This window comes from Blautia sp. AF34-10 (genome assembly GCF_003477865.1).
Taxonomy (GTDB): domain Bacteria; phylum Bacillota; class Clostridia; order Lachnospirales; family Lachnospiraceae; genus Fusicatenibacter; species Fusicatenibacter saccharivorans.
Genome location: NZ_QUED01000019.1, coordinates 19357 through 44883 on the forward strand (window position 1 = coordinate 19357; position 25527 = coordinate 44883).

Below are 25527 nucleotides of genomic sequence, written 5' to 3' on the forward strand. Positions count from 1 at the left end.
CCCATAATTGAACAAAAATATCAAGATTGTTGTGTAATCTGCCTTAAAATTCCGTTGGAATCCGCCAGATATTATGCTATAATAATCAAAAAAGAGAGAATAAGCATAAAATACAAAGGAAATTTCAGATTATTTTCGCGGACAACGCGTCAAAGACCATGCTGGCATGAGAACTTGATGACTGCTGGCCGCGATAACGGGCCAAACGCATAACGCGTGTTTTGACCCGTAGTGACAACATTTTGTCCCCGAACAAAACGGGAGAACAGGAGGCATCTTATGCGTCTTACATTTCTTGGAGCAACACATGAAGTGACGGGCAGTTGTTATTATCTGGAGGCTGCCGGAAAGAAGTTTTTAGTGGACTGCGGTATGGAACAGGGACCGAATATTTACGAAAACAAACCAATTCCGGTCCCGGCATCCCAGCTTGATTTTGTATTGATCACGCACGCGCACATCGATCACACCGGAAATCTGCCGCTGTTGTATGCGCACGGCTTCCGCGGCCCAATCTATATGACTCCGGCGACGGTAGCGCTTTCGGACATCATGCTCCGGGACAGCGCACACATTCAGCTTGCCGAGGCCGAGTGGCGGAACCGCAAGAACCGCCGGGCGGGAAAAGAAGATTACGTCACACCATACACATGGAGGATGCCCTCGGCGTGATCCGCTTACTGGAGGGCATTCCGTATCATCAGCGTGTGACACTATCGGACGGCATTCAGATCCGTTTCCTCGATGCCGGTCATCTGCTCGGCTCCGCATCCATTGAGCTGTGGCTGACAGAGGACGGTGTGACGAAAAAACTGCTCTTCTCCGGCGATATCGGAAATATCCATCAGCCGCTGATCAACGACCCGGAGTACCCAGAGAGCGCTGATTACGTGATTATGGAATCCACCTACGGTGACCGGAGCCACGGTCCGAAACCGGATTATGTACCGGAGCTGGCAAAAATCATTCAGGAAACGCTCGACCGCGGCGGCAACCTCGTGATCCCGTCGTTTGCTGTTGGAAGAACGCAGGAGATGCTGTACTTTATTCGTGAAATTAAGGCAGAACATCTGGTTCACGGCCACGGCGAATTCCCGGTTTACGTGGACAGTCCGCTTGCCGTTGAGGCAACCAATATTTTCCGCGATCATCAGAAAGAGTGCTACGATTCCGATGCAGCTGCGCTCCTTGCGCAGGGCATTAATCCGATTCTGTTTCCGGGCTTAAAGCTCTCGATTACATCCGATGAGTCGAAAGCCATCAACTTCAACGAAACCCCGAAGGTCATCATATCCGCGAGCGGTATGTGCGATGCAGGACGAATCAAGCATCATCTGAAGCACAACCTCTGGCGGCAGGAGAGTACGGTTCTCTTCGTCGGCTATCAGGCCGTCGGTACACTGGGACGGGCGCTGATCGGAGGCGCGAAGGAGGTGAAACTGTTCCAGGAAGAGGTTCATGTGAACGCGCACATCATCCAGTTCCCGGGCATGAGCGGCCACGCAGATCAGGAAGGACTGCTCAAATGGGCGGGCAGTCTGCGGGCAAAACCGGACCGCGTTTTCGTAACGCACGGCGAAGATAAAGTGACGGAAATTTTTGCAGAAAAACTGTGGGACGAATTCCGCTACCCGGCGATGGCTCCGTTCTCCGGAACCGTATTTGATCTGAAAGAAAATGAATTTATCGAGAAAACTGTCGGCATTCCGATCCAGAAAGAAAGTGCCGCAAATGCAGGAACCCTGCGCACGAGAAGCAGCGGAAATGCCGTCTTCGACCGCCTCGTTGCGGCTGGTCAGCGGCTGCTCACCGTCATTACAAGAAACAAAGGCGGTGCTAACAAAGACCTTTCGAAATTTGCTGACCAGATCAACAGTCTCTGCGACAAATGGGACAGATAAAGCAGTCCGGTGGCTGGAAGAAAGACTGTGCTATTAATATAGAAGAAAAACCGGAAGAAAGCAGGCGGCAGGGAAGCTGTGCTGCATCAGAAAAGAAAAAACAGAAGTGGATAAATTACAAACTCCCCGGGGTGAGCATTCCCCGGGGAGTTATTATAATAAAAAAGAGCAAGCGTAAAAAAAGTTATTTCTGGATAGCCTGTTCCAGCGCTTTTGCAAGCTGGTCTGGACATGATGTTCCGCGTCCGTTGCAGTCGATGCCTTTCATGCGGGAGATGGCTTCGTTTACGTCCATGCCCTCAACGAGTCTTGCAACACCCTGTGTGTTTCCGTTGCATCCGCCTACGAACTGTACGTTGTGTACTTTACCGTCTTCTACCTCAAACAGAATTTTTCTGGAACAGGTACCTTTTGTTGTATATTCCATCGATAGGATCCTCCTTTGTGAATAAAAAATTAGAACATTATCGTGAACTTCAGCCACGATAATTCTTCGGTTCCTGCTATTATATCATAGATTACGAAAACAGCAAAGAAAAAAGATACCACAGATCCCAAATTTATTGTATACTGTAACAGGAATTACAAAGAAACCAGAAGGAAAAGAAAATGGACTCCCGGAGTTTTCCGTTCTTACTTTAGCGGCTGACCGCTGACAAAAATGATTTCATAAAAGCAAGAACAGAAAGAATCGGAGAGTACATGTAAAGTTATTGGAGGATATCATAAACATGAAGTTAATCGGAATTATCGGTGCAATGGAAGTTGAAGTTGCAAGCTTAAAGGAAATGATGACGGATGTTACAATCCGCACGAAAGCATCCATGGAGTTCAACCACGGTTACCTGAACGGAAAAGAAGTGGTTGTTGTGCGCAGCGGAATCGGCAAAGTAAATGCCGGTATCTGCACCCAGATTCTTGTAGATGATTACGGCGTGGACTGTGTCATCAACACCGGAATTGCAGGCTCCCTGCGGAATGAAATCAACATCGGCGATATCGTCATTTCGACCGATGCTGTTCAGCACGACATGGATGTGCGCATCTTCGGATACCCGCTCGGCGAGATTCCGCAGATGGGTGTTTTAAGCTTCCAGGCAGACGAGCACCTCGCAGAGGTGGCAGAGGAAGTCTGCAAGGAAGTCAATCCGGAAATCCAGGTATTCCGCGGACGCGTGGTCAGCGGTGACCAGTTTATTTCCAGCAAAGAAGTGAAAAACCGTCTGATCGAGGAATTCAACGGTTCCTGCGCCGAGATGGAGGGCGCTGCGATTGCGCAGGGCGCTTATCTGAACAAGATTCCATACGTCGTACTCCGCGCCATCTCCGACAAAGCAGACGACAGCGCAACAATGGACTACCCGACCTTTGAGAGCGAGGCAGCCCGCCACTGTGTCAACCTGCTGCAGGAAATGGTAAAACGCCTGTAATCTAAAAAAAGCAAGAAGAAAAAATCGACAAACGGGCAGGCGAAAACCAGCGAAACCACGCGAACCGGCACGAAAGCAGTCCCCTGAAGGAACGAAAAATAAAAATTCACGCGAAAAAGCACAGAATCACAAAGAATTTGACGAACGTTTTTTGTTTCCAAATTTTTCCGGCAGTGCTATACTGTGGCACATCGGAGGAGGAGACGTCCTTCTGTCCGATATGCCAGCGGAAGAATCCTGTGCGCGCAAATTCTGCCGCGGCATCCGCCGATGCACCGCAACGGAAGCACCGGCATATGATCATGACAGGCAAATTCAAAAATCATCAGGGGGAATAAGAATGCTGGAGTTTTGTGTGAAACAAAATGTGTTCTTATACGCAATGATAGCAGCAGGAATCGCCGGTGTGTGGTGCCTGTTCTGGAATAACCGTTTCTACACCCGGGCCATCCGCGATCTCGGAAGGCTGAAGGAACCAAAGTCGAAATGGACCAGGTCGGTGCTGGAAACGTGTCAGAGAAAAGCGCATCCCTTTTCGAATGCCGGGGCGTTTATGCGCAGCCAGATTGCACAGGGCAGGTCAGCGGGAATGGCAGTCCCGACGCTTCTGCGCGGAAGCCAGAATATGATCCTCACGGTTCTGGCACTGTCGATTCTTTCGCTGTGGGCGATCTACCGATACCGTTATGGAGAGGCGGAGCTGATGCGCTACCTCGGAACGGGCACCGCGCTCGCCGGAGGCCTTGTCTTTTTCCGGCTCTGTCTGGATTTCGGCGGAAAAGAGGAAATTCTGCTGAACGGCTGGACAGACTATCTGGAAAATGAGTTTGCAGCGACGAAACAGAGTGCGGTGCTGGAAACCGTACAGCAGACCGAACGGCAGCCGGTGCAGGCGGAAACCATGGCACAGGCAGGAACCGGAGCGGCGAAAGCAAAACCGCAGACTGCGGGAAGCGAGTCCGCCAAAGAGCGGAATGAACTGTTCGCAGACCCGGAAAAAGAAGCGAGGATTTCGAAAGTCAGGGAGGGCATCCGCCAGACCGCCGCGGCCGAGAGCAGGTTTGCCGGAATGCTGACGCCCGAGGAAGAGAAGCTGATGAGGGAAATTATCAGCGAATACGTGTAAATACCAGGGGATCAGGCCGGGGAGCATGGCATATCGACATGACCATATTTCCGAATCGGCAGTCCGCAGGTATCTAAGATAAAAATATTTCAGGCAGTGCTGTCTTTCAAAACAGACAGGCGGCACTGCTTTCCCGGATAAAGCAGAATCATCATCTGCAAAAGGAGGAACCAACATGAGACTTGTAATTCTTGAGGCAGAGTCACTGGGAAAGGACATGGATCTGTCCGGCTTTTCCCGTTTTGGAGAAGTGACAGTATATGAAAAAACAACGGAGGAGGAATGCCCGGAGCGTGTGCGGGAGGCGGATATTGTCATCTGCAACAAGGTGCGCATGTGCAGCCGCACCCTGTCCGGCGCGGAGAACCTGAAACTGATCTGCGTCACCGCAACCGGCATCAACAACATCGATCTCGATTATGTGAAGCGCCACAACATCGCCGTGACGAACGTCGCCGGCTATTCCACCGTCAGCGTGGCCCAGCACACCTTTGCGATGTACTTCTATCTGGCAGAAAAACTCCGTTATTACGATGATTACGTAAAAAACGGCAGCTACGCCGCCAGCAGTCTTTTCACCTGCATGGACAGACCGTTCACCGAGCTGGAGGGCAAGACGTGGGGCATCATCGGCCTTGGCGCGATCGGCAGAAAAGTGGCTTCGATTGCACAGGCATTCGGCTGCCGTGTGATCTATTACTCCACCTCCGGTGCACACGACGATCCGGACTACGAGCGGGTCGATCTCTATCGTCTGCTGAAGGATTCTGATGTGGTTTCCATCCACGCCCCGTTAAATGAGGCGACCGAGAACCTGATGAATATCGAAACGTTTGCCAACATGAAGCGGAACGCAATTCTGATCAACGTCGGCCGCGGCTCGATCGTGAATGAGCGTGACCTCTGCTGTGCCCTGCGCGAGGGCCTGATCGCCGGAGCAGCGCTCGATGTACTTTCCAGCGAGCCGATCCGCAGTGACAGTCCGTTGCTGAAAATGGCGGACGATGACCGCCTGTACATTACGCCGCACATCGCCTGGGCATCGAAGGAAGCCCGCACGCGCCTGATCGGACTGGTGCAGAAAAATATTGCTTCGTACCTGGAAGGCGGCATGGAAAACCGCGTGGTATAAAAGGGGTACAAAGCCAGGGACAAAATACATAAAAAGAGCCGGACATCCGACGGAACCGCAGAGGGGACTGTAAGAACAGCCGCTCCCAAGTTCCGCCGGATGCCCGGCTTTTGCATTTGCTTTATTCGCTGCAAAAACGAGAGAACATTATTCCTCTGTAATCTGAATTTCCAGATAATCAAACTCCAGCGATTCAATAAAATTATCCTGTGTGAACCGCGTTTTCGATCTCCGTTTAAACTCCGAAATATTCGTATCGAGCCAGATCGGCTTCGCCAGATCCAGGCATCACAGATTTCATCGAGCGCACGGAAGACCTTGTGCGTTCTGGTATCCTCATCGTCGATGCAGACGGTAAGATCCTGAAGAATATGATTGTTTTCCACTAATTTTCCCCACATCTGAAACATATTAAAAATCCTCCTGAAAAGTACAAAGTGAACAGTGCATTTGGAACGACCGTGTTAATCGCTGGTAACGGTATGCAGTTCTTTAAAATCCTTCGGCGAGATCCCGTACTCTTTTTTAAACGCGCGGTAAAAACTCGAATAGTCGTGAAATCCGAACAGCAGATACACCTTCGTGACCGGTACATCGCCGAGCAGCGCTTCACGGCACCTTGCCAGCCGCTTTTTGGAAATGTACTGGTGGATCGACATGCCGATTTCATCCTTGAAAACGTGTGCAATGTGATATTTGCTCACAAAAAGTTCCGCCGCCAGCCGTTCGAGCGACAGATCCTCGGACAGGTGCTCATCAATATAGAAACAGAGCTGTTCATACAGCGAAAGCTGCGCCTTCCGGGTGAGCGGGTGGTGCTGTTCATACACCGTGCGGTTGATCTGCATCAGCAGGTCGCTGACGTAGAGAAAAATCTGCGTCTCTTTTCCAAAATGATCGGACCGCATTTCCTCAATCAGTCGGATGGTGCGGTACTGGATCGTGTTGAACTCGACGGAATCGAGCGGGAACAGATATTTCTGATTTTCGGCAGCGTATTCCATCAGGTAAACGTAGTCGGCGGAACGGGCGCGGAGCTGTTCTGCAAAAGCGGCGCTGACCCAGAACACAAAGCGGCGGTACGGCACAGACAGGTCGTGCATCACCAGATGATGCGGCACGCCGGGCGGAATCAGAAGAAGATCGCCGGGCGTCGGTGTGTAGAGCACTCCGTCGATTTCCAGTGAGATCGCCCCTTCGAGAAAGAGATAGAACTCATAATGCGTATGCGTATGTTCTTTTACGCCGGGCACATCGTCGGTGCTGTAATAGTATAACTCAAACGTATCCGAAATCATGTACTGCCGGGTGGCAAATTTCGTCTGCAGTTTTTCTTTCATAATAAAAGCATCCTTGCAAAAAAATGATATTTTTGAACCATAACAACAATTCCCAGCATATCACAAAACAGCAAGTTTTACAATGTATTCGGCAATCCGCACAATAGAAAAAAATAACCTGTCCGGTTATGATACAAGGGAATAAAATAAAAACAGAATGCAGAATAATTTTCAGATAAAGATCAAAACGGAGGAACAGCTATCATGAATCAGATTCTCGAACAGCTTGGAACATACGGCATTGTGCCGGTTGTCGTTTTACAGGATGCAGCAAAAGCAGAGCCGCTTGCCGAAGCTCTCTGCAAGGGCGGACTTGCCTGCGCCGAAGTGACCTTCCGCACCGATGCGGCAGAAGAATCCATCCGCATTATGAGCGAAAAATTCCCGGAGATGCTGGTGGGAGCCGGAACTGTGCTCACAATCGAGCAGGCGGACTGCGCCGTGAAAGCCGGAGCAAAATTTATCGTCAGCCCGGGCCTCAACCCGGAGGTAGTAAAATGGTGCCAGGCACACGAAGTACCAGTGATCCCGGGCATCGTGACCCCGACTGAGATGGAGCAGGCGATCGGTCTTGGGCTCACCATGGTGAAATTCTTCCCGGCAGAACCGGCAGGCGGACTGAAATACATCCGTGCCATCGCAGCACCGTACACCATGATGAAATTCATGCCGACCGGCGGCATCAACCCGCAGAATGTAAGAGAATACCTGGCATACGACCGCATCGCAGCATGCGGCGGAAGCTGGATGGTAAAAAATATGATGATTGAAAACAACGAATTCGACCGCATTGAAGAGCTGGTGAAAGAGGCGGTTGAGATCGTAAAGGAAAGCCGGACGTGACGACATCCTTCCCGCAGCCGCTGGGCACCGACCGTTGACCTCGAGCGTGATCCGAGATGGGGAAGAAACGAGGAGGGCTACGGCGAGGACCCTGTGCTGACCGGAAAAATGGCCGGCGCTTACATCGAGGGAATGCAGGGCGACGATCCAAAATATCTGCGCTGTGCATCAACCCTGAAACACTTCTATGGAAACAACACCGAGGTCGGCCGCGGCTGGAAGAACTCTTCGATTGACCCGCGGAATAAATATGAGCTGTATCTCGAGCCGTTCCGCAGATGTATTGAGGAGAGCGGTGCAGAGGGCATCATGACGGCGTACAACAGAATCAACGGCACCGTCGGCGGAATGGTCCGGGAAAACATGGAAATCTCGGAATCCGTCATCATGAAACAGGCGGACCAGAAGATGTATGAAAATAAAAAAAGTTCACGGTGAATCGCCGCAATGGATTGTCCCCGCGGGTCTTTTCGTGGTACAATGAAACATAACCGATAAAAAGAAAAACGAGGGCAGAACATGAACGAATTATATGAAATGATTGAAAAGAAAATTAAAGAATCCGGCTATCCGCGGCCGATTTCGGGAAGCGATGTTTACGATGACATCTGCGACCAGATCGAGGGAAAAGAGAACGGTTCCTATGTGGTATTATCGAAATTTGATGATGATGTGATTTTCGAGTACCACATCACGGTGATGGATGATGAATTCAACCTCGGCGTGCTGACGATGCGCACCCCGGAGGGCGTGTTTGAGGCTGATTTTGATGCGTAAAGAAGGGGGAGCGATACCATGCCGAAGATTGAAAAAATTACGAAACAGACGGAGAATCCATATGTAAATCTTTATCTGGTGGAAGGGAAGAACAAGGTGGATCACCTGTTCCGTTACTATGTTGCTTCGCGCGCGAAAACGATGGAAGCGCTGAAGATCAAGACGAAGAAGAATACGCCGGACGGCGTGCTGATGTACAGTCTGTACGGGGAGAAGCGCGATAAAATCGTTCTGGTTCGCCAGTACCGTGTTTCCATTGACGACTACATCTACGAATTTCCGGCAGGCCTCGTAGAATCAGGTGAGGAGTTCCACGAAGCGGCAGTGCGTGAGATGCACGAGGAGACGGGGCTTACGTTCCACCCGTTAAAAGTAGATCCGTGTTATGAAAAACCGTTCTTCACAACCATTGGAATGACAGACGAGGCATGCTCCGCAGTTTACGGCTGGTGTGAGGGTGAGATCAGCCGGAAATACTTGGAGGAGAGCGAAGTTATTGAGGTTGTCTTGGCGGACCGTGAGGAGGCAAAGAGAATCCTCAGAGAAGAGAATGTAGCGATTATGTGCTCGTATCATCTGATGCATTTTATTCATGATGAGGAGCCGTTTGCATTCCTGAAATAAGTGGAGGGGAGCCAGAAAAACACAACCCCTGGAAGTTCTTAGCACGAACTGCCAGGGGTTGTGTTTTTCTGACTCCCATTTACGTTGTGGGGGACGGGAGGGTGAGGACTCAGGTGTAGTATTGGGCCTGGGTTTCGTAAAGATTGGCGTAGATGCCGTGGTTTGCGAGGAGGGTGTCGTGGGTTCCGTCTTCGGCGATGCGGCCGTGGTCGAGGACGATGATGCGGTCGCAGAATTTGCAGCTGCTCATGCGGTGGGAGATGTAGACAGCCGTTTTACCGGCGGTCATCTGGCTGAACTGTTTGTAGATTTCGGCCTCAGCGATCGGGTCGAGGGCTGCGGTCGGCTCGTCGAGGATGACGAACGGGGCATCCTTGTAGAGGGCGCGGGCGATGGCGGTGCGCTGGGCCTCGCCGCCGGAAAGGTCGACACCGGAGCCGTTGTTGTTGTAAAGGCGGGTGCGGACGCCCTGCGGGAGTTGCTGTACACGGTCGGTGAGACCGACTTTTGCAAGAGAGGATTGCAAAGCAGCTTCATCAATCTCGGTTCCGGCGGCGATGTTTTCGTCGAGCGGGAGGGAAAACAGGTGGAAATCCTGGAAAACGACGGAGAATGCCTGCGTGTACTCTTTGTAGCTATATTTGCGGATGTCAATGCCATTCAGGGTGATGTAACCTGAAGTTGGCTCATACAGGCGGCAGAGCAGCTTGATGAGTGTTGTCTTTCCGGCTCCGTTACGGCCAACGAGGGCGGTTTTTTCGCCGACGGCAAAGGACAGTGTCACATGTTCGAGTACCGGAATATTCGTACCGGGATAAGAGAATGAGACATCGTGGAACGCAAATTCGTACTGGCCGTCGTCGCGTTTCTCAATCGGCAGTGTACCGTCGTAGGCCATAGACGGCTGCGCAATGAAATCCTCATAGGTCGAGAGATAGGAATTGATATAGTCGAACTCCGATCCGGTTGCGAGAAATGTCTGAAGATCACTCATGGCGCGTGTCACGGAACCGGCATACAGAAGAACATCCCCAATGGGGAGAACGCCGTACAGAGCCCTGGCGCCGATCACAAGGTACGCAGCGAAATTGGAAAGGAGCGAAAGCAGCGCGTTTTTTCCGTCTGTGATGGCGGAGAAGCGGGCGAAGTCGAGGTACATCGGCAGAAAGTGTTCCATGGCTTTTCCAAACTGTACGTCGAGAAAATGATCGAGATGACCGATGCGGATATCGTCCGCGCGCCGTTCTTCAAGCATCACATTAACGAGATAATTGGCAACCGAGTTGGAATGGTCGTTGCCCTGGTTCAGCTCTATCTTTTTCTGCGTACTCCTGCGGTTGATGCGGGAGGAAAGTGCAAGCTGCACACCACAGAGCAGGAGCAGTGCAAGCATCGAAAACGACGAGGTGAAAAAGTTATTCCTGCTGCTGTCGGACAGAAGAAACAGACGGAGCAGGAAAAACAGGGCATAGAGAACCGAGAGCAGGGAAGTGATCAGCGTATGAATGACAATGAGCTGGTCACCCACATTTCCCGATCCCATGGAGGAGACGTTGGTGCGCCGGATGGCATCCATCGTCTCTGTTTTTCGAATTTCTCAAACTCCAGCTCCAGCGCCTTTGCGGTGATTTTCTGTTCCGTGCGTGCAAGACAGAGTTCTTTTTGGCCGTCGAGATACTGACGGCAGATTTTTTCAAACAATCCCAGCCCATACTGCGTAAGCAGAAAGACGACAACAGTATACAGACAGGCGCGGTACGACTTTGCAAGCAGTAAATTCAAAATTCGCGCCGAGAAAAACAAGGAGAGATACGGCAGCGTTGCAGCTGCAAAAGCGCTTCCGAGAAGCCAGAACAGCACGCGGTGATTGCCCTGGCTCACCATAGTTAAAAAGCGGCAGATGGCATGAAACCGTTCTTTCATTTTCATCAGATATCTTCCTCCGTTTCCTGATAATACTGGCTCTGCACCTCAAACATATGCGCATACGATCCGCCAAGGGCAATCAGCTCATCGTGGGTTCCGCATTCTTTGATCTTTCCGTTTTCGAGAAACAGGATCGTATCGCAGAAGCGTGTCGATGCAAGACGGTGCGAGATGAAAAGCGCAGTCTTATTTTTCAGCAGTGTGCTGTAGGTTTCGTACATTTTATTTTCCGAGATTGCATCGAGCGCAGCCGTCGGCTCATCGAGCAGGAGCAGATGGCAATTTTTATAGAGTGCCCGCGCCATCATCAGTTTTTGCATTTCACCGCCGGAAAGCGTAATGCCGTCGTCCGCCATATCCTTGCCAAGATAGGTTTCTTCTTTCTGCGGCAGACTTGCAATTTTTTCCCAGAGTCCGGCGCGGATGAGTGCTTCTCGGCAACGGTTACGATCGGTCTCTTCCAGTGGGGAGCAGCTCACATTTTCTGCAATCGAAAACGAGAGTGCAAACGGGTCCTGAAAGACCGCCGCGATTGCTTTGTAATACTGTGCCGGATTCAGACTGCCAAGGGGAATGCCGTTGATGGTGATATTCCCTTCCGTTGGCTGATATAGCCCGCAGATCAGCTTGACAATGGTGGATTTTCCGGCGCCGTTGATGCCGACAAGTGCCGTATGCTCGCCCGCATGGAGTGTAAAACTGACATCATCGAGGATCCTTTTATCGCCGCCCGGATGGGAAAACGAGACGTGGGAAAAGCAGATTTCCAGCGGTTTTTCTTCCGCAAGTTCCGGCCGGAACGGCAGCGTGTGGCCTGCAGGGAACGGGAGATCGAAGAATTCCCGCATCCAGCGGATCTGCTCGAGACAGAGCACGGATTTGGAGAGCGCGGCGGTGATCTCGTTAAAATATGAAGAAAAACCGGAGACGGCACCGAGCGCAAGCACAAAGCCGGATACGGTCATCGTGCCGTGGGATAGACGGTAAATCAGAAAGCCATAGCAGATTCCGTCGCGCAGAAGCTGTAGTGTAAGTGTCAGCAGATCATTTGCAAAGTAGGCGCTGCGGATGCGGAACAGAATTTTCTGATACCGCTTGTTGAGCTGGCGATAAACACCATCGAGCCATCCGTTCAGCTGATACAGACGGATATCCTTTCCGGCGGATGTGTTGTACGACTGTTTCTGGAAATAGCGCTGCGATACTTCAATTTCAGACAGATCGTCTCTGCGGCGGACTTCGTAAGAAGCCGCGCGGCGGTAGCTGAGAAACTGCAGAACCGAGAGCACAAGCAGCAGAAGAATGATAGCCGGATGGACGGTTCCGATCAGTCCTGCGTAGAGAATCAGCCCAAGAAACGAAGAATAAATTGTGACATCGTATCGGAACATGCCTTCCACGCCGACCCAGTTGCTGCAGATGGCTCCGACGGCTTTTTCGGCGAGCTGCAGCGTTTTTGGTTCTGTCAGAACCGCATAATCTATCTGCATGAAATGACAGAGAAGGCGGCGCGTAAAAAAGCCGGTCCGGAATTCGGTATACTGCCAGGCGTTCCGCGATTGCAGAAAGGTGTGGCTGACAAAAACAACGGCATAGCAAAGAAAGAGAACGAGCGTTCCAAGTGCAAATCCGGAAAAGCCGCTGCTCTGTTCCAGAAACAGGAGAATCCCGGCAGGAAGCAGAATCCCGAAAAAGCCGGTGAGCACCTGTGAGACGATTTCGAGTGCCTGAAAGAGAAACGGCTTTTTGCTGTAATGCCACAGCTCCCGATGAATATAAATGTAGTTAGACCATAATGAATACATAAAGACCTCCTCTGTCACATGTCTTTCGTGAACTGTAGTTATCCTACCATATTCATGCAAAACACGGGGGAAAAGTACGTAAATGGAACAAAAAAGAACGCGAACAGCAAAAAAAGTGTTCACGTTCTGCAAAATTTTTCTGTAGAATCATCGGACAAAATCAAAAAATTCTGGAAAGAGCTTTTTACAGCGGCAGCATAATCTCCGTCACGAAAACGCCGGGCTCGTTCTGCCGGTTGATATATCCTTCGTACTTTTCCACAACAAGATTGATCCGTTTCAGCCCATGCCCGTGATTTCCGCGCTTCGTGGTGATATACTCGCTGTCCAGCTTCCGCACAGTATCCTTTGTTGCATTCGTAACGGAAATATACAGCTGGTTTTTCAGCACACCAATATAAAGCCGGATATAGGGATCCGCAAGGCCCTCGCATGCTTCCACCGCATTGTCAATCAGATTTCCGATCAGCGCGCAGAGATCAATATCACTCACCGTAAGATTGGCCGGGCAGGCTGCCTTGTAATCCACGCGGATGCCGTTCTTTTCGGCGAGTGAAATTTTGGAATTTAAAATCGCATCGAGATTCACATTCCCCGAGTCGCAGAGCTGGTTGACCTGATCGAGATCATTTTCGAGCAGCCCGAGATATTCCTGCAGCTTATCATACTGTCCCATCTCAACATATGCCTTCATTGACTGCAGATGATTGTGGTAATCATGGCGCCAGCCGCGCATTGTCAGATAGATATTCTGCACTTCCTCGACCTGGCGGGCGAGAAGCTGGTTCTGGTATTCGATATTTTTGCGTTCCAGATAATGGGATAAAAATGGAATGTGCGCCATGAAACATCACCTCGGTTCGTTCGGAATTGGAAATTAAAAAATGCAAAACCTTTAAAACGCATTCGGCCGGTAAAACTGCAGGAACGCATGGTTGAGTGATGCATAGCATCCGCGGCTGACCGGAATTTTTGTTCCGTCCGACAAGAGACATTCCGTCCGCGTGATCCGCTCCACATGAGCGAGATTCACAAGATAACTCCGGTGTGCGGCCGCAAAACATTCCCCCGTCTCACCAGAAGCCTGCCATGCGGCAGAAAGTTCTTCGCGGAACTCCGACAGATTTTTCTTAAAAGTTTCCATTCCGGCGGCTGTATGCAGCGTCAGATAATGATTATCGGATTCCACAAAAAGCAGGTCGGAGAGAAACAGCTTCTGCGTCTCCCCGCCAAGTGAAAGCAGCAGATGCGGCTTTTCCTGTCCGCGCATCGCCTGCAGCTCCTCGAGCAGCGGAAACAGTGTATCCTCTGTCACCGGCTTTAAGAGATACCGGAACGCCTGCACCTCATATCCTTCGAAAACATATTCTTTATGATTCGTCAGAAAGAGAATCGGCACCTCACTGTCCGTTTCACGGATTTTCCGCGCCAGCGCCATGCCGTCCATTCCGCCGAGATCAATATCGAGAAAGATGAGATCAAACGGATACGAGCCGGGATACTGGAACAGAAAAGCGGCGGAGTCTGAAAAGGCTTCCACGGTCAGAGGAAGCCTTTTTCGCTCCGCAAAGGTGCGGAGCAGCAGTTCCATCCGGGAACGCTGCGCCGGTTCATCTTCGCAGTAAGCAATTCTCATGTTATTCACCCAAACATTTTTTGAAGAAGTTATCGTAAACGGTAATCATTTCCTCGGTCCAGAATGCGGCACCGCCGTGGTCTGCGCCGCGAAGAAGATACAGCTGTACATCTTTTCCGGCATCCTTTAATGCGTGGTAGAGATCGACACTCTGCTGGCAGAACACCATCGTGTCCTTGGTGCCGTGTGCGATCAGCATCGGCGGGAAATCCTCGTTCACGTATGTTTTGGAGCAGGCTGCCTTAGCCTCCTCAAGATGCTCGGTAATGTCATAGCCCATCAGCATGCCCTCCGGGCTGTCTGGTTTCTGATGGTTCAGCGTTATCGGATAGCCGTACGGCAGTGTCACATCAACAGCTCCGTACAGATCGATAATACCGCATACCTCGCAGCTTTCCTCATTGATCGGCTCGTCAAGTTTTCCGCTCTTTGCGGTCATGCCGGCAACGGAAGAAACCTGTCCGCCGGAAGAATCTCCCATCAGGAACATCTGCGATGGATTCAGCTTGTATTCCTCCGCATGCGCACGCAGAAAACGTACCGCATTTTTTGCGTCGATGATCTGCGCTGGGAAATGTGCGATTCCGCTGTGACGGTATTCGACGATTGCAACAACGTAGCCGCGCTGCGCCAGACGGGCGATCATGCCGACCTTCTGGTAGACATACTGTTTCATCCAGGCGGATCCCTGAATAAATGTGATGCACGGCCAAGTGCGCTCCGGGTGCGCCATCTGGAATGGTGTGAAAATTTCCAGATGAAGATTGTGCGCCTCGTCGTAGACAACTTCATGCGCATAGCGGATCTCAATTTCCTCTCCGGTCACCGGAATTTCCACGGCGCCGTCTACCGCGTCTGTGTAGTCCGGCATTGTCTCATACGTGTAGTTTGATGGTTCAATGATCATGTGTAAAAACCTCCTTTTTCAAAAACCCATTTTTCGGTCCGAAACAGCAATCCACAGGATTTACGATTTCTTCGACTCCTCATATGATTTTAACTCGGAAAGCGCCTCACCTGCAAGTGGATACAGTGCAATAATGTTGAAAATTGTCATCAGCCCGATGCCGACATCACCAAGATCCCACACAAAAGTGTATGCGGCAATACCGCCGATAAACAGCATTACAAGTGCAAGAACCTTGTAAGCGGTCTGGAAACACCACTTGTCACCGAACAGGTAGGCAACGTTGCTTCTGGCATAGAACAAAATGCCGAGGAACGTGGAAAAGCTGAACAAAAACAGCGTAAGTGCAATGAAAATCACACCGAATTTTCCCAGATGATACTGCATGGCGGTCTGCAAGAGATCCATGCCGGAAAGGCCATTAATCAGATCCTTTGGTGCAAGCAGCATAATCATTGCGGTGCAGCTGCAGATGACGATTGTGTCAACAAAAACGCCGAGCGCCTGTACAAGGCCTGCTTTGGCCGGGCGGTCACATTCTGCGGCGGCAGCGGCGCATGGAGCGGAGCCGGAACCGGCTTCATTCGAAAACAGACCACGCTTTACACCGTTCATCAGAACAGCACCAAAACCGCCGGCTGCCATCTGACGAAGTCCGAAGGCTTCCTCAAAAATGCGTGCAAACACAGAAGGAATCTGACGGAGGTTGACTGCGATGATAAACAGTGTGATAAAGAAATAGCAGACTGCCATGACAGGAACTATAAAATCCAGCACCTTTACGGTTGCATTTTTCCGCAGTACGATGATTGCAGAAAGAATCACCAGCATGATACTGGTGTAAAGCGGCGGAATGGAAAATGCATTTTTAAAAGAAGAAGCCACGGAGTTGCTGATTACCTGACTGATACCGCACCAGCAGATCAGACCGGCAATGGCAAACAGAACAGCCGGCAGAACGTATCGTTTTTTCTTCTTGAGGTGGTCTTCAACCAGATCGTGAATGTAGTAGCAGGACCGCCGCGGTAGCCGCCGTACAGAGGATCTTCTTCTTTGTGAAGCTGTGCGAGCGTAGCTTCGATAAACGCGGTAGACGAGCCGATGATAGCCGTCACCCACATCCAGAACACAGCACCTGCGCCTCCGGCGGAGACTGCAGCGACAACGCCGACCAGATTTCCCATACCGACACGCGTTGCGGTGGAAACGATCAGTGTCTGAAAAGAAGAAAGGCTGCTTTTTTCATTTTTCTTTTCCGACAGGGCACGGATCATGTCCGGGAACAGACGGATAGGAAGAAAACGTGTCCGGATCGTAAAATAGATGCCGGTTGGGATCAGCAGAAGAATCAAAAGGGAGATTCCGAGACTGCCGCCGCCCGGGAGCGGAATCGTAAAAAGATCGCCCCAGAGAAAGTTGTAGACTGTGGTGATGAGATTGACAATCATGTTTTCAAAAACCCTCATTTCAAAATATTTGCGGCACTGTGAAACGTCAAAGCATAAAAGCACCGTTACCTGCTATTATATCGGTTTCTGTTTGGAATGTAAAGAAGGGAAGAGAAAAGATAAGAGGCAAATATCAGCTTTTTCCGAAACCAGAAAAAGTTGATATCTGCCTCTTAAAAATTTTTCAGTCGTATCAAAAGATCAGCCTGCGAGATGCAGCATCTCGATCAGGAACAGCCAGCTCAGGCCATAGAATGTAACGACAGCGACAAGGTCGTTGACCGTCGTGATGAGCGGACCGGAAGCAACCGCCGGATCGATGTGGATCTTTTTGAAGAACAGCGGAATGCAGGTGCCGACGGCACTGGAAATCAGCATTGCCAGCAGCAGTGCGATGCCGATGCAGGCGGAAACGGAAAATGCGAACATCATGGTCTTTCCCTTGAATAAGAAGATGAAAAGTCCGATGACAGCAAAGGACAGAACACCAAGCAGAAGACCATTGCAGAAACCGATGCGCATTTCCTTGAAAACAAGCTGTAATTTCTGTTTTCCGGTCAGGGACTCATCCATCAGGACACGGATGGTAACAGCCAGGGACTGGGTACCAACGTTTCCGGCCATGTCAAGGATCAGGGACTGGAAGGTCATGATGATCGGAAGGGTTGTGACAACCTGTTCGAAAATACCGACTACAGAAGAAACCAGCATGCCAAGACCGAGCAGGATGATCAGCCATGGAAGACGTTTTTTCATACTGTCTTTTAACGGCTCTTTTAAATCCTCCTCTGCGGTCAGACCTGCGAACATCGCGTAGTCCTCACCCATCTCATCATCAACCAGGTCGATGATGTTTGATGATGTGATGACACCGAGTAGGCGGTTGTCATTGTCGAGGACCGGAATAGAATCCTCGGAATAATCCTTCAGTTCTTCGATACACTCGTTGATCGGCTCCTCTGCATATACGTACGGGTAAGAAGTTACGGTCAGATCCTCGAGCGTCTCGTCGCGTCTTGCGATGATCAGGTTTTTCAGATCGATCGCTCCGTAAAATTTCTGCTGCGCATTGACAACAAAGATGGTAGAGATGTTGTCGTTCTTTGCGGCCTGATCGATCAGGCTGCTCATCGCCTGTTTGACATTCAGATCCTCGCGGATGATGATGCAGTTTGTCGTCATGCGGCTACCGATTTCATCTTCATCGAAGGAGGCGATCATCTCAATATCGTGGCGTACTTCCGGATCGAGCAGTTCGATCAGAAGTTTTTTCTTTGCTTTGTCGAGTTTCTGCAGAACCTCGGCCAGTGCATCGGTCTCCATTTTGGAGAGGATGGAAGCGGCTTTTTTGACATCCATCTCTTCGAGGTACTCGGCTACGTTGTCGGATTCAGCATACTCAAAAATATCGGACAGCATGTCCGTGTCCAGAATGCGGTACAGTTTGCATCGCTCCGGAACCGTTAAAAGCGGCAGAACATCTGCCAGGTCATTTTCGTGGTAATCTTCCAGGCGGCTGCCCATGACAGCCGGAGAAGAGTTACTGCGGATTGTATCCAGGATCTCCTGGGTATAATCCTGTACTCGTTTTTCCATTTTTTCGTTATCCTCCATTCTTTTTTTGACAGCAGAAAAAAACATGCGTGCTGTCGGTGCGAAAAAGCATGTTGGAACCCTCACAGGGCAGTAAAAGCACACGAAAAAAGAACCAGAGAATTACGTTTCAAAACTGGTTTGGATCATGTGTCTTACTTCGGGTTTTCATAGGATAAGAAGGGAAAATATTTAAGATTAAAGCAGGACAGAAGGATGGCCGTCATCCTGCATATTTTCCGGTTCCCGTCCTATGCTGGTACTTCGCCCATGAGAATCACAACTATCCATTCTGTTCACCTGCCTTTTTTTAGAAATTTTTTGATCAAACAGCCGTTTTTGCCGGTCTGTTTCGCTTGAAATACAGGATTCAAAAATCATCCCTCAAGTATTCTAACTGCTTTCCAGAAAAAAATCAATTCCTATTTTGGTAAAATTTTCGCAACATTCTTATCTCGTTTCTGTTTCTCCTCGTAAAGCATTGCATCCGCATGCGCGAGCATCTCCGGAAGTGTGGAATCCATGTCTTTCGGAAGCAGATAAAAGCCGGTGGAAACGGTAATATTATATGCTTTTTCGCTCGTTCTATTAAAAATGTCGAATGCGGAGTGCAGCGTCCGGTACAGATCCCTGGACATTGTTTCGTCGGAACACGGAACAAGACATGCGAATTCATTGCCGCCGATGCGTCCGCAGACACCGCGTTTGCCGATGGAATCCTGCAGAAACTGTCCGACAAGGCGGATGGAGAAGTCCCCTTCTTCATGCCCGTACCGGTCGTTGATGATCTTTAAATTATTGCGATCCGCATAGACGGCAAGCAGGGATGTGCTAAGAAAATAATTGCAATTGTCTAAAAAATGTTTGAGCTCTGAATTCACAGACAAAACTTTATAGAAACTTAAGATTTTCCTTTGCGGACCTAAAGATTCCTTTGGTACAGTAAGGATGAAAACAAAAGACATCTGGCAACTTGAGGGAATTTGCGGTACAATCATCTTTGAATCATGTGGGAGGTCCGGCGCGGAAAAAAAGTGCCGGAAAAGAAAAAATGAAAGGTGGAGAAAGAAGAAATGTACAACATTTTAGTATGTGATGATGATAGAGAGATTGTAGACGCCATTGAGATTTATCTGACCCAGGAGGGCTATCATGTGCTGAAAGCATATGACGGCATGCAGGCCATCCAGATGCTCGAGAGGGAGGAGATTCAGCTGCTGATTATCGACGTCATGATGCCGAAACTGGACGGCATCCGTGCGACGCTGAAAATCAGGGAAAAGAGCAGTATTCCGATCATTATTCTGTCCGCAAAATCAGAGGATGTGGACAAAATTCTGGGACTGAACATCGGCGCGGATGATTACGTGACGAAGCCGTTCAATCCGCTCGAGCTGGTGGCGAGGGTGAAATCTCAGCTGCGGCGCTACACGAAACTTGGAAATCTTCCGGCGGACGACGGAGAAAATGTGTATCAGGTCGGGGGTCTTCTCGTCAACGACGATTTAAAAGAAGTCAGCGTCGAGGGCGAACCAGTCAAACTGACCCCGATCGAATACAATATTCTCCTGCTGCTGGTAAAAAATCCAGGCAAGGTATTTTCGATTGAACAGATCTACGAGAGCATCTGGAACGAGGAGGCGATCGGTGCGGACAACACCGTTGCGGTCCACATCCGTCACATCCGTGAGAAAATCGAAATCAACCCGAAGGAGCCGCGCTATCTGAAAGTTGTATGGGGAATTGGGTATAAGATTGAGAAACAATAATAAGGAGTGAATAATTGTGAAAGAACGAAAACTCTACAGCCTGACGGGGAAGCTGATCGTTTTTCTTCTGCTGATCGTTTTTGCCGCCAGTGCGCTGTTCGGGGGCATTCAGACACTGATGCTTTCCAGCGTCGGCCTGACGCCGAATGCGGCAGCAAAAAAGTATGCGTTTGAAGAAACCACCGCATGCGGCACACTGGTGCAGCGGCAGCTTCATAACGTCATGAGCTACTATAATGATATGAGTAAATTCGGCACAAACGGTCGATACGACGGAACAAAAGAGATTGATTACCGTGCCTTTGCAACCGATGGAGAGGGAAGCGGCGGGATAAGTACAACGTACACCATTGACCAGCTTGTCAAGATGTACGATGACGGCAGCAGCGCAGACCTCAATGAGGTGGCAGCGTATACTGCGGACAATTATGCGACGAACGATGCCGGAATTGACAAAGAAGCCTATCTTGCATACGAAGATGGAACTGACGTGAGCCAGGAAACAGAAGAGACGGATGTAGCCGCACTCACCGAAGAAGTGAGCGCGGCAGATGCAGAGACGTTTGACAGCTTTTCCCCGGACGGCGAGGTCTACTTTCCTTCCGATAATGCAGTGAAAAGCCTGAAAGAGAAAAAAATTGATCCTGCTGATGTTTCCTCCCAGTTTTTGTATCTATACGATCAGGGAATGAGCCTGGAAACGCAGAAAACGAAAGCGGGAACGTACCTCTATGAGTACGCGGCGGCAAATCTGAAAAAGGTATCCATCCGCGATCTGTATATGACACTTTCCGGGGTCACGGAAGAAGTTGCTGCTTTTAAAAACCAGGAGAGCGGCATCAGCGTCGATGCGGACGATGCCAATCTCTGGTACTGTCTGGAGGATAAAGAAGGAAATATCTATACGAATGTGGATTCCTGGAAAAATGGTTACACAACAGCCATTGCGCAGAAATCGCCCTATCCGTTCGCCTTTGCTGTTGACCGGACCGGCGGTGCCGACAAAGTCCGTTCTTATGCAACAAGAAAAAACAGCCCGGCCGTGGAAGCAGCGAGAAGCTATCTGCTGAACAATCAGATTGCAGATAATTATCAGAAGATCTTTGTTGCACTGGATCCGGATCTGGCAGCAAGCGACTATTTCTCCCAGTACAGTGAGATCTACAGCCAGTGGCTTCCGAAAATGCAGCTCCTTCTTCTGATGATTGCAGTTGGCGGAATCGGAACGCTGGTCTGCCTGGTCCTGTTCACACTGCAGGCAGGAAGAAATGGAAAAAACAAAGAAATCCGCCTTTACTTTTTCGATCAGTGGTACACGGAAATCGCAGCTGCAGCCGCCATCCTGATTGTGATGGGAGCAGTTGGAATCGTTGCTGTCTGCATCGAACTTTCCTATGGCGGCGTTCATTATATCCAGAATTTTGACGGAAACTACATCTACAGCGGATCCTATGGAAATGAAGCAGATACATGGCGAAGCCTGGTGGCCGCATCGGGCATCCTCGCCGGATTTCTGATCACACTGATTCCGTACTGCTCACTGGTGCGCCGGATCAAAGCACGCAACGTCTGGAAACAGTCGTTTTTGTACTGCGTCGGCCACCGGATCGTGTCTGCCGGAAGAACCTTCTATGAAGGCAGACAGGAGTCGGAGCGAACGATCCTTATGTTCTGCGTTTTCTGCGGCGTGCAGATCATTCTCTGCTGCGGCTTCGGAATGTTCGGCGTATTCCTTACCCTGGTGATGGATGCCGCAGTGCTGCTTCTTCTGCTGCGCGAGGCATCCGGAAGAAAACAGATTGAACATGGCTTAAAAGAGATTGCTGCGGGCGATCTGGATTACAAGATTGACCTGACGGAGCTGCAGGGGGAAGACAACCTTCAGCTTGCCGGAATTGTCAATTCGCTCGGAGAGGGAATGAAAGCGGCAGTGCAGGAGCAGATGAAGAGCGAGCGCTTAAAAGCGGATCTGATCACCAACGTATCCCACGATATCAAGACACCGCTTACTTCTATTATTAATTATGTCGATCTGCTGAAACGGGAAAATATTGAAAACGAGAAAGCGAAAGATTATATCCGCGTACTCGACGAAAAATCACAGCGCCTGAAACAGCTGACGGAGGACCTTGTCGAGGCATCGAAGATCAGTCCGGAAATATTAAACTGGAATTCATGAACGTGAACCTGAATGAACTGGTACAGCAGGTGAACGGAGAATTTGCGGAGCGGTTCGAAGGCCGCAATCTCGACCTGATCTGTATTCTCCAGCCGGAACCGCTTCTGATCCGTGCGGACAGCCGCCGCATCTGGCGCGTGCTTGAGAACCTGTACGTAAATGTCTGCAAATATGCCATGCCGGGAACACGGGTTTATGTGGATGCCATCAAAAAAGACGGAAAGATTCAGCTCTCGATTAAGAACATTTCCGAGAACCCGCTGAACTTCCAGGCAGATGAACTGACGGAGCGTTTTATCCGCGGCGATGTCAGCCGGAGCACCGAGGGCAGCGGCCTGGGTCTTTCAATCGCAAAGAACCTGACGGTATTGCAGCATGGAAGCTTCAACATTTATCTGGACGGCGACCTGTTCAAGGTTACGATTACGTTTGATGAAGCTGTAAAGGAGAAAAAACCGATGCCTCCGATGATCGTACCGGAAGCGGTACAGGAGGAAGCACAGCAGGATGCCTGAGAAGTGTTGAAAAATAAAAGAGAATAGAAAACGACAACTCCCCGCCGGGAAACACGCAGCAGATGCGGTTCGGCGGGGAGTTGTTTATGAAATGCAGTTTATTTATTCGTTTGTTTCGTCTGTTTCTGTCTGTTCAGCCGGGCTTGCAGATTCCTCTTCCGAAGCAGTTTCTGCAGCATCGGTAGTTTCAGCCGGAGCAGCGTCATCGGAACGTTCAGTCAGCGGGCTTGGTCTGTCCATTGCTTCCAGTGCCCGCAAGGATTCTTCTTCCGGTGTCAGAACCTCTTTTTCTTCCTCAGGCATATAAAATGGGAAGATTTTGTTTACAAAGAACCAGGAGCATCCAAGCGCTACCGTGGAAAAGCCCAGAAGGAACATCAGAAGAATCAGATAGCTGACAATCTTTGTCGTGGAGAATACATAGATCAGCAGTGGACAGAGATTGACGAGCAGGATCATGATGGTCCACGGCAGGTGGCGGATTGCCATCAGGATGGAGTTCTTGATTGTGTTTTTTACAGTATTGTCAAAGCGGCTCAGTACCGGAAATACATAGGAAAGTACCATGGCCTCGAAAAAGATCAGTACCAGGAAAACAAAACGCAGGTAGGTGATGGTACCCGGCATTCTCATGACCAGCAGAAGATCAAGAATCAGAACAATCAGAACCGCCAGCAGGATGAGCCAGATGGCAGTTGCCTGCTTGAAGTTTTCGCGGAAGGATTTCCAGTAGGTACGGAAGATATACGTCTCCTCATTTTTGATCATCTTCAGCGTGACGTAGTACATTGCTGTGAAATTGGCGCCGATTGTCACAATCGGGATACACATAATAAGGAAAATAATGTTCAGCATCATCAGGTCGAAGACACGGCCCATAATCTGCGAGAACTTACTGTCCAGGCTGAAAAAACTCATAATTTGTTCCTCTTTTCTGTTGAATTAAGTGTGCCGCCGATTAACGTTCCGGCTGGCAGACATCATAGAAAAGTATAGCGAATTTTTCAGAAAAATGCAATGAAGAGAATATAAACTTTTCGTTTCGTCATTTTGTATAAGAGTGAACATTTTGTTTGTGCAAAGTGGACAGAAGAGAACGGTTCGAGAAAATCCGAAAGCAGAATTGCCAATCTGCCGGAGGAAAGTTTGTGTAATTGTGGCATGGTCGAATGCGGGTAGAAAAGGTATACTAGTCCCATAAGCAAGAGAGATGCAAATGCAAAACTCATAATAAAACGCATGATGTTCATTTAGGGAGGATTCAAAAATGGCAAGTTTATCTTTACAGCACATTACAAAAAGATATCCGAACGGTTTTGAAGCAGTAAAAGACTTCAACCTGGAAATCGCTGACAAAGAGTTTATCATCTTCGTAGGACCATCTGGATGTGGTAAATCTACAACACTTCGTATGATCGCAGGTCTTGAGGAGATCTCCGATGGTACTCTGAAAATTGACGATAAAGTAGTAAACGATGTAGAGCCGAAAGACCGTGATATCGCAATGGTATTCCAGAACTACGCTCTGTATCCGCACATGACCGTATATGATAACATGGCATTCGGTCTGAAACTGAGAAAAGTTCCGAAAGATCAGATCGACAAACAGGTTAAAGAAGCAGCTAAAATCCTTGACCTGGAGAAACTGCTTGACCGTAAACCGAAAGCTCTTTCCGGTGGTCAGAGACAGCGTGTTGCTATGGGACGTGCCATCGTACGTGATCCTAAAGTATTCCTTATGGACGAGCCTCTGTCAAACCTGGATGCAAAACTTCGTGTACAGATGCGTACCGAGATTTCCAAACTGCATGAGAGACTGGGCGCTACCATCATCTACGTAACACATGACCAGACCGAGGCTATGACACTTGGTACCAGAATCGTTGTTATGAAAGACGGAGTTGTTCAGCAGGTAGATACCCCGCAGAACCTGTACAACGCACCGGGCAACCTGTTCGTTGCAGGATTCATCGGATCTCCGCAGATGAACTTCCTGGATGCAAAAGTAAAAGTTAACGGAAACGACGTTACTCTTACTGTTGGTAAATACAACATGAAACTGCCGGCTTCCAAAGCAAAAGCTGTTATCGACGGCGGATATGACGGAAAGACCGTTGTTATGGGTATCCGTCCTGAGAACGTACATGATTCTCAGATGTTCATCGAAACTTCCAAAGACAGCGTAGTTGAGTGCAAGATCAACGTATACGAGCTGTTAGGTGCAGAAGTTTACCTGTACTTCGATTGCGAAGGCTTCCCGATGACAGCCCGCGTAGATCCTCGTACAACTGCAAGAAGCGGTGATACCGTTAAATTTGCTCTGGATATGGAGAAAGTTCATCTGTTCGACAAAGAGACAGAGATCACCATTACCAACTAATCCATATGAACATCAGCGCGTATGCGCAAACATAGAGAAAAGGATCGACATCCGTTCGGATGCCGGTCCTTTTTGCATATGCACCGCCCTCCTTTTGCGAAGCAAAAAATAGTTGCCAATGAGAAAAAAATAAGCTATAGTTATAGATAAGATGCACCCTGGAGTAAAATACGCCAGGAGAAAGGAAGTGGCAGAT

Annotated in this window: 21 protein-coding genes and 4 pseudogenes; 12 read left to right on the top strand and 13 right to left on the bottom strand. The window is 49.6% G+C overall.

Features of this window, described 5'->3' with window-relative positions; translation table 11 throughout:
- Positions 1 to 279 precede the first annotated feature (279 nt).
- A pseudogene (locus DWZ60_RS11865) lies at positions 280 to 1901 on the top strand (MBL fold metallo-hydrolase RNA specificity domain-containing protein).
- Positions 1902 to 2085: 184 nt separating this feature from the next.
- Here the strand turns inward: DWZ60_RS11865 and DWZ60_RS11870 are convergent.
- A complete protein-coding gene (locus DWZ60_RS11870; RefSeq protein WP_022461364.1) occupies positions 2086 to 2328 on the bottom strand; it encodes a TIGR03905 family TSCPD domain-containing protein in 243 nt (80 codons plus the stop codon).
- A 304-nt stretch (positions 2329 to 2632) separates the two neighbouring features.
- Between DWZ60_RS11870 and DWZ60_RS11875 the strand changes: the two genes are divergently transcribed.
- From DWZ60_RS11875 to DWZ60_RS11890, 3 genes are all read left to right on the top strand, one after another.
- Positions 2633 to 3331, top strand: coding sequence for a 5'-methylthioadenosine/adenosylhomocysteine nucleosidase (locus DWZ60_RS11875; RefSeq protein WP_117804838.1), 699 nt, complete (start codon positions 2633 to 2635; stop codon positions 3329 to 3331).
- A 340-nt stretch (positions 3332 to 3671) separates the two neighbouring features.
- On the top strand, positions 3672 to 4457 hold the full coding sequence (locus DWZ60_RS11885; protein ID WP_117802479.1) for a hypothetical protein: 786 nt from the start codon (positions 3672 to 3674) through the stop codon (positions 4455 to 4457).
- A gap of 175 nt (positions 4458 to 4632) precedes the next feature.
- Positions 4633 to 5589, top strand: a complete 957-nt coding sequence (locus DWZ60_RS11890; RefSeq protein ID WP_022461361.1) for a D-2-hydroxyacid dehydrogenase — start codon at positions 4633 to 4635, stop codon at positions 5587 to 5589.
- Positions 5590 to 5736: 147 nt separating this feature from the next.
- On the opposite strand, the pseudogene DWZ60_RS20865 reads toward DWZ60_RS11890, so the two are convergent.
- Together DWZ60_RS20865 and DWZ60_RS11900 are read right to left on the bottom strand one after the other, a co-directional pair.
- Positions 5737 to 5999 (bottom strand): annotated as a pseudogene (locus DWZ60_RS20865) (hypothetical protein).
- 54 nt (positions 6000 to 6053) lie between these two features.
- The gene (locus DWZ60_RS11900) at positions 6054 to 6929 is read right to left on the bottom strand and encodes an AraC family transcriptional regulator (RefSeq protein ID WP_055265553.1); all 876 of its coding nucleotides are present in this window, start codon (positions 6927 to 6929) and stop codon (positions 6054 to 6056) included.
- Between the two features lie 204 nt (positions 6930 to 7133).
- On the opposite strand from DWZ60_RS11900, the gene DWZ60_RS11905 reads away from it, so the two are divergent.
- The 4 genes and pseudogenes from DWZ60_RS11905 to DWZ60_RS11920 all read left to right on the top strand — a co-directional run bounded on the left by DWZ60_RS11905 (position 7134) and on the right by DWZ60_RS11920 (position 9173).
- Positions 7134 to 7772 carry a bifunctional 4-hydroxy-2-oxoglutarate aldolase/2-dehydro-3-deoxy-phosphogluconate aldolase gene (locus DWZ60_RS11905; protein ID WP_118659454.1) on the top strand — a complete coding sequence of 213 codons (639 nt, stop codon included), beginning with the start codon at positions 7134 to 7136 and terminating at the stop codon, positions 7770 to 7772.
- Positions 7773 to 7802: 30 nt separating this feature from the next.
- Positions 7803 to 8210 (top strand): annotated as a pseudogene (locus DWZ60_RS11910) (glycoside hydrolase family 3 N-terminal domain-containing protein); the annotation flags it as partial.
- 81 nt (positions 8211 to 8291) lie between these two features.
- Positions 8292 to 8549, top strand: a complete 258-nt coding sequence (locus DWZ60_RS11915; RefSeq protein WP_119221681.1) for a hypothetical protein — start codon at positions 8292 to 8294, stop codon at positions 8547 to 8549.
- Between the two features lie 18 nt (positions 8550 to 8567).
- Entirely contained in the window at positions 8568 to 9173 is a 606-nt protein-coding gene (locus tag DWZ60_RS11920; RefSeq protein ID WP_119221682.1) for an NUDIX hydrolase, read from the top strand.
- Positions 9174 to 9282: 109 nt separating this feature from the next.
- Here the strand turns inward: DWZ60_RS11920 and DWZ60_RS11925 are convergent, their stop codons facing one another.
- The 9 genes and pseudogenes from DWZ60_RS11925 to DWZ60_RS11965 form a co-directional block, all read right to left on the bottom strand.
- Entirely contained in the window at positions 9283 to 10749 is a 1467-nt protein-coding gene (locus DWZ60_RS11925; RefSeq protein WP_119208736.1) for an ABC transporter ATP-binding protein, read from the bottom strand.
- Positions 10668 to 11102 carry a hypothetical protein gene (locus tag DWZ60_RS11930; protein WP_119206918.1) on the bottom strand — a complete coding sequence of 145 codons (435 nt, stop codon included), beginning with the start codon at positions 11100 to 11102 and terminating at the stop codon, positions 10668 to 10670. The genes DWZ60_RS11925 and DWZ60_RS11930 overlap by 82 nt, the downstream gene beginning before the upstream one ends.
- Positions 11102 to 12904, bottom strand: a complete 1803-nt coding sequence (locus DWZ60_RS11935; RefSeq protein ID WP_119221683.1) for an ABC transporter ATP-binding protein — start codon at positions 12902 to 12904, stop codon at positions 11102 to 11104. The genes DWZ60_RS11930 and DWZ60_RS11935 overlap by 1 nt, the downstream gene beginning before the upstream one ends.
- A gap of 184 nt (positions 12905 to 13088) precedes the next feature.
- Entirely contained in the window at positions 13089 to 13748 is a 660-nt protein-coding gene (locus DWZ60_RS11940; RefSeq protein ID WP_055219159.1) for a sensor histidine kinase, read from the bottom strand.
- A gap of 51 nt (positions 13749 to 13799) precedes the next feature.
- Complete coding sequence (locus DWZ60_RS11945; RefSeq protein WP_055219161.1) at positions 13800 to 14540, bottom strand: LytR/AlgR family response regulator transcription factor; 741 nt, start codon at positions 14538 to 14540, stop codon at positions 13800 to 13802.
- A gap of 1 nt (position 14541) precedes the next feature.
- Entirely contained in the window at positions 14542 to 15447 is a 906-nt protein-coding gene (locus DWZ60_RS11950; protein ID WP_055219163.1) for an alpha/beta hydrolase, read from the bottom strand.
- Between the two features lie 60 nt (positions 15448 to 15507).
- Positions 15508 to 16895 (bottom strand): annotated as a pseudogene (locus DWZ60_RS11955) (alanine/glycine:cation symporter family protein).
- Between the two features lie 201 nt (positions 16896 to 17096).
- Positions 17097 to 18491 carry a magnesium transporter gene (gene mgtE / locus DWZ60_RS11960; protein ID WP_022461398.1) on the bottom strand — a complete coding sequence of 465 codons (1395 nt, stop codon included), beginning with the start codon at positions 18489 to 18491 and terminating at the stop codon, positions 17097 to 17099.
- Between the two features lie 419 nt (positions 18492 to 18910).
- Entirely contained in the window at positions 18911 to 19369 is a 459-nt protein-coding gene (locus tag DWZ60_RS11965) for a GGDEF domain-containing protein (RefSeq protein WP_158568585.1), read from the bottom strand.
- Positions 19370 to 19561: 192 nt separating this feature from the next.
- Here DWZ60_RS11965 and DWZ60_RS11970 point away from each other — a divergent pair, with 192 nt between their 5' ends.
- Genes DWZ60_RS11970 through DWZ60_RS11980 form a run of 3 tightly spaced genes read left to right on the top strand, consistent with a single transcriptional unit; the run spans position 19562 to position 22951 of the window.
- The gene (locus DWZ60_RS11970) at positions 19562 to 20257 is read left to right on the top strand and encodes a response regulator transcription factor (protein WP_022461396.1); all 696 of its coding nucleotides are present in this window, start codon (positions 19562 to 19564) and stop codon (positions 20255 to 20257) included.
- 16 nt (positions 20258 to 20273) lie between these two features.
- On the top strand, positions 20274 to 22436 hold the full coding sequence (locus tag DWZ60_RS11975; protein WP_119221684.1) for a sensor histidine kinase: 2163 nt from the start codon (positions 20274 to 20276) through the stop codon (positions 22434 to 22436).
- A 2-nt stretch (positions 22437 to 22438) separates the two neighbouring features.
- Positions 22439 to 22951 carry an ATP-binding protein gene (locus DWZ60_RS11980; protein WP_158576397.1) on the top strand — a complete coding sequence of 171 codons (513 nt, stop codon included), beginning with the start codon at positions 22439 to 22441 and terminating at the stop codon, positions 22949 to 22951.
- Between the two features lie 102 nt (positions 22952 to 23053).
- Here the strand turns inward: DWZ60_RS11980 and DWZ60_RS11985 are convergent, their stop codons facing one another.
- Positions 23054 to 23869 carry a YesL family protein gene (locus tag DWZ60_RS11985; protein WP_022461035.1) on the bottom strand — a complete coding sequence of 272 codons (816 nt, stop codon included), beginning with the start codon at positions 23867 to 23869 and terminating at the stop codon, positions 23054 to 23056.
- A gap of 349 nt (positions 23870 to 24218) precedes the next feature.
- Here DWZ60_RS11985 and DWZ60_RS11990 point away from each other — a divergent pair, with 349 nt between their 5' ends.
- The gene (locus tag DWZ60_RS11990) at positions 24219 to 25331 is read left to right on the top strand and encodes an ABC transporter ATP-binding protein (protein ID WP_055219170.1); all 1113 of its coding nucleotides are present in this window, start codon (positions 24219 to 24221) and stop codon (positions 25329 to 25331) included.
- The last annotated feature ends 196 nt before the right edge of the window (positions 25332 to 25527 follow it).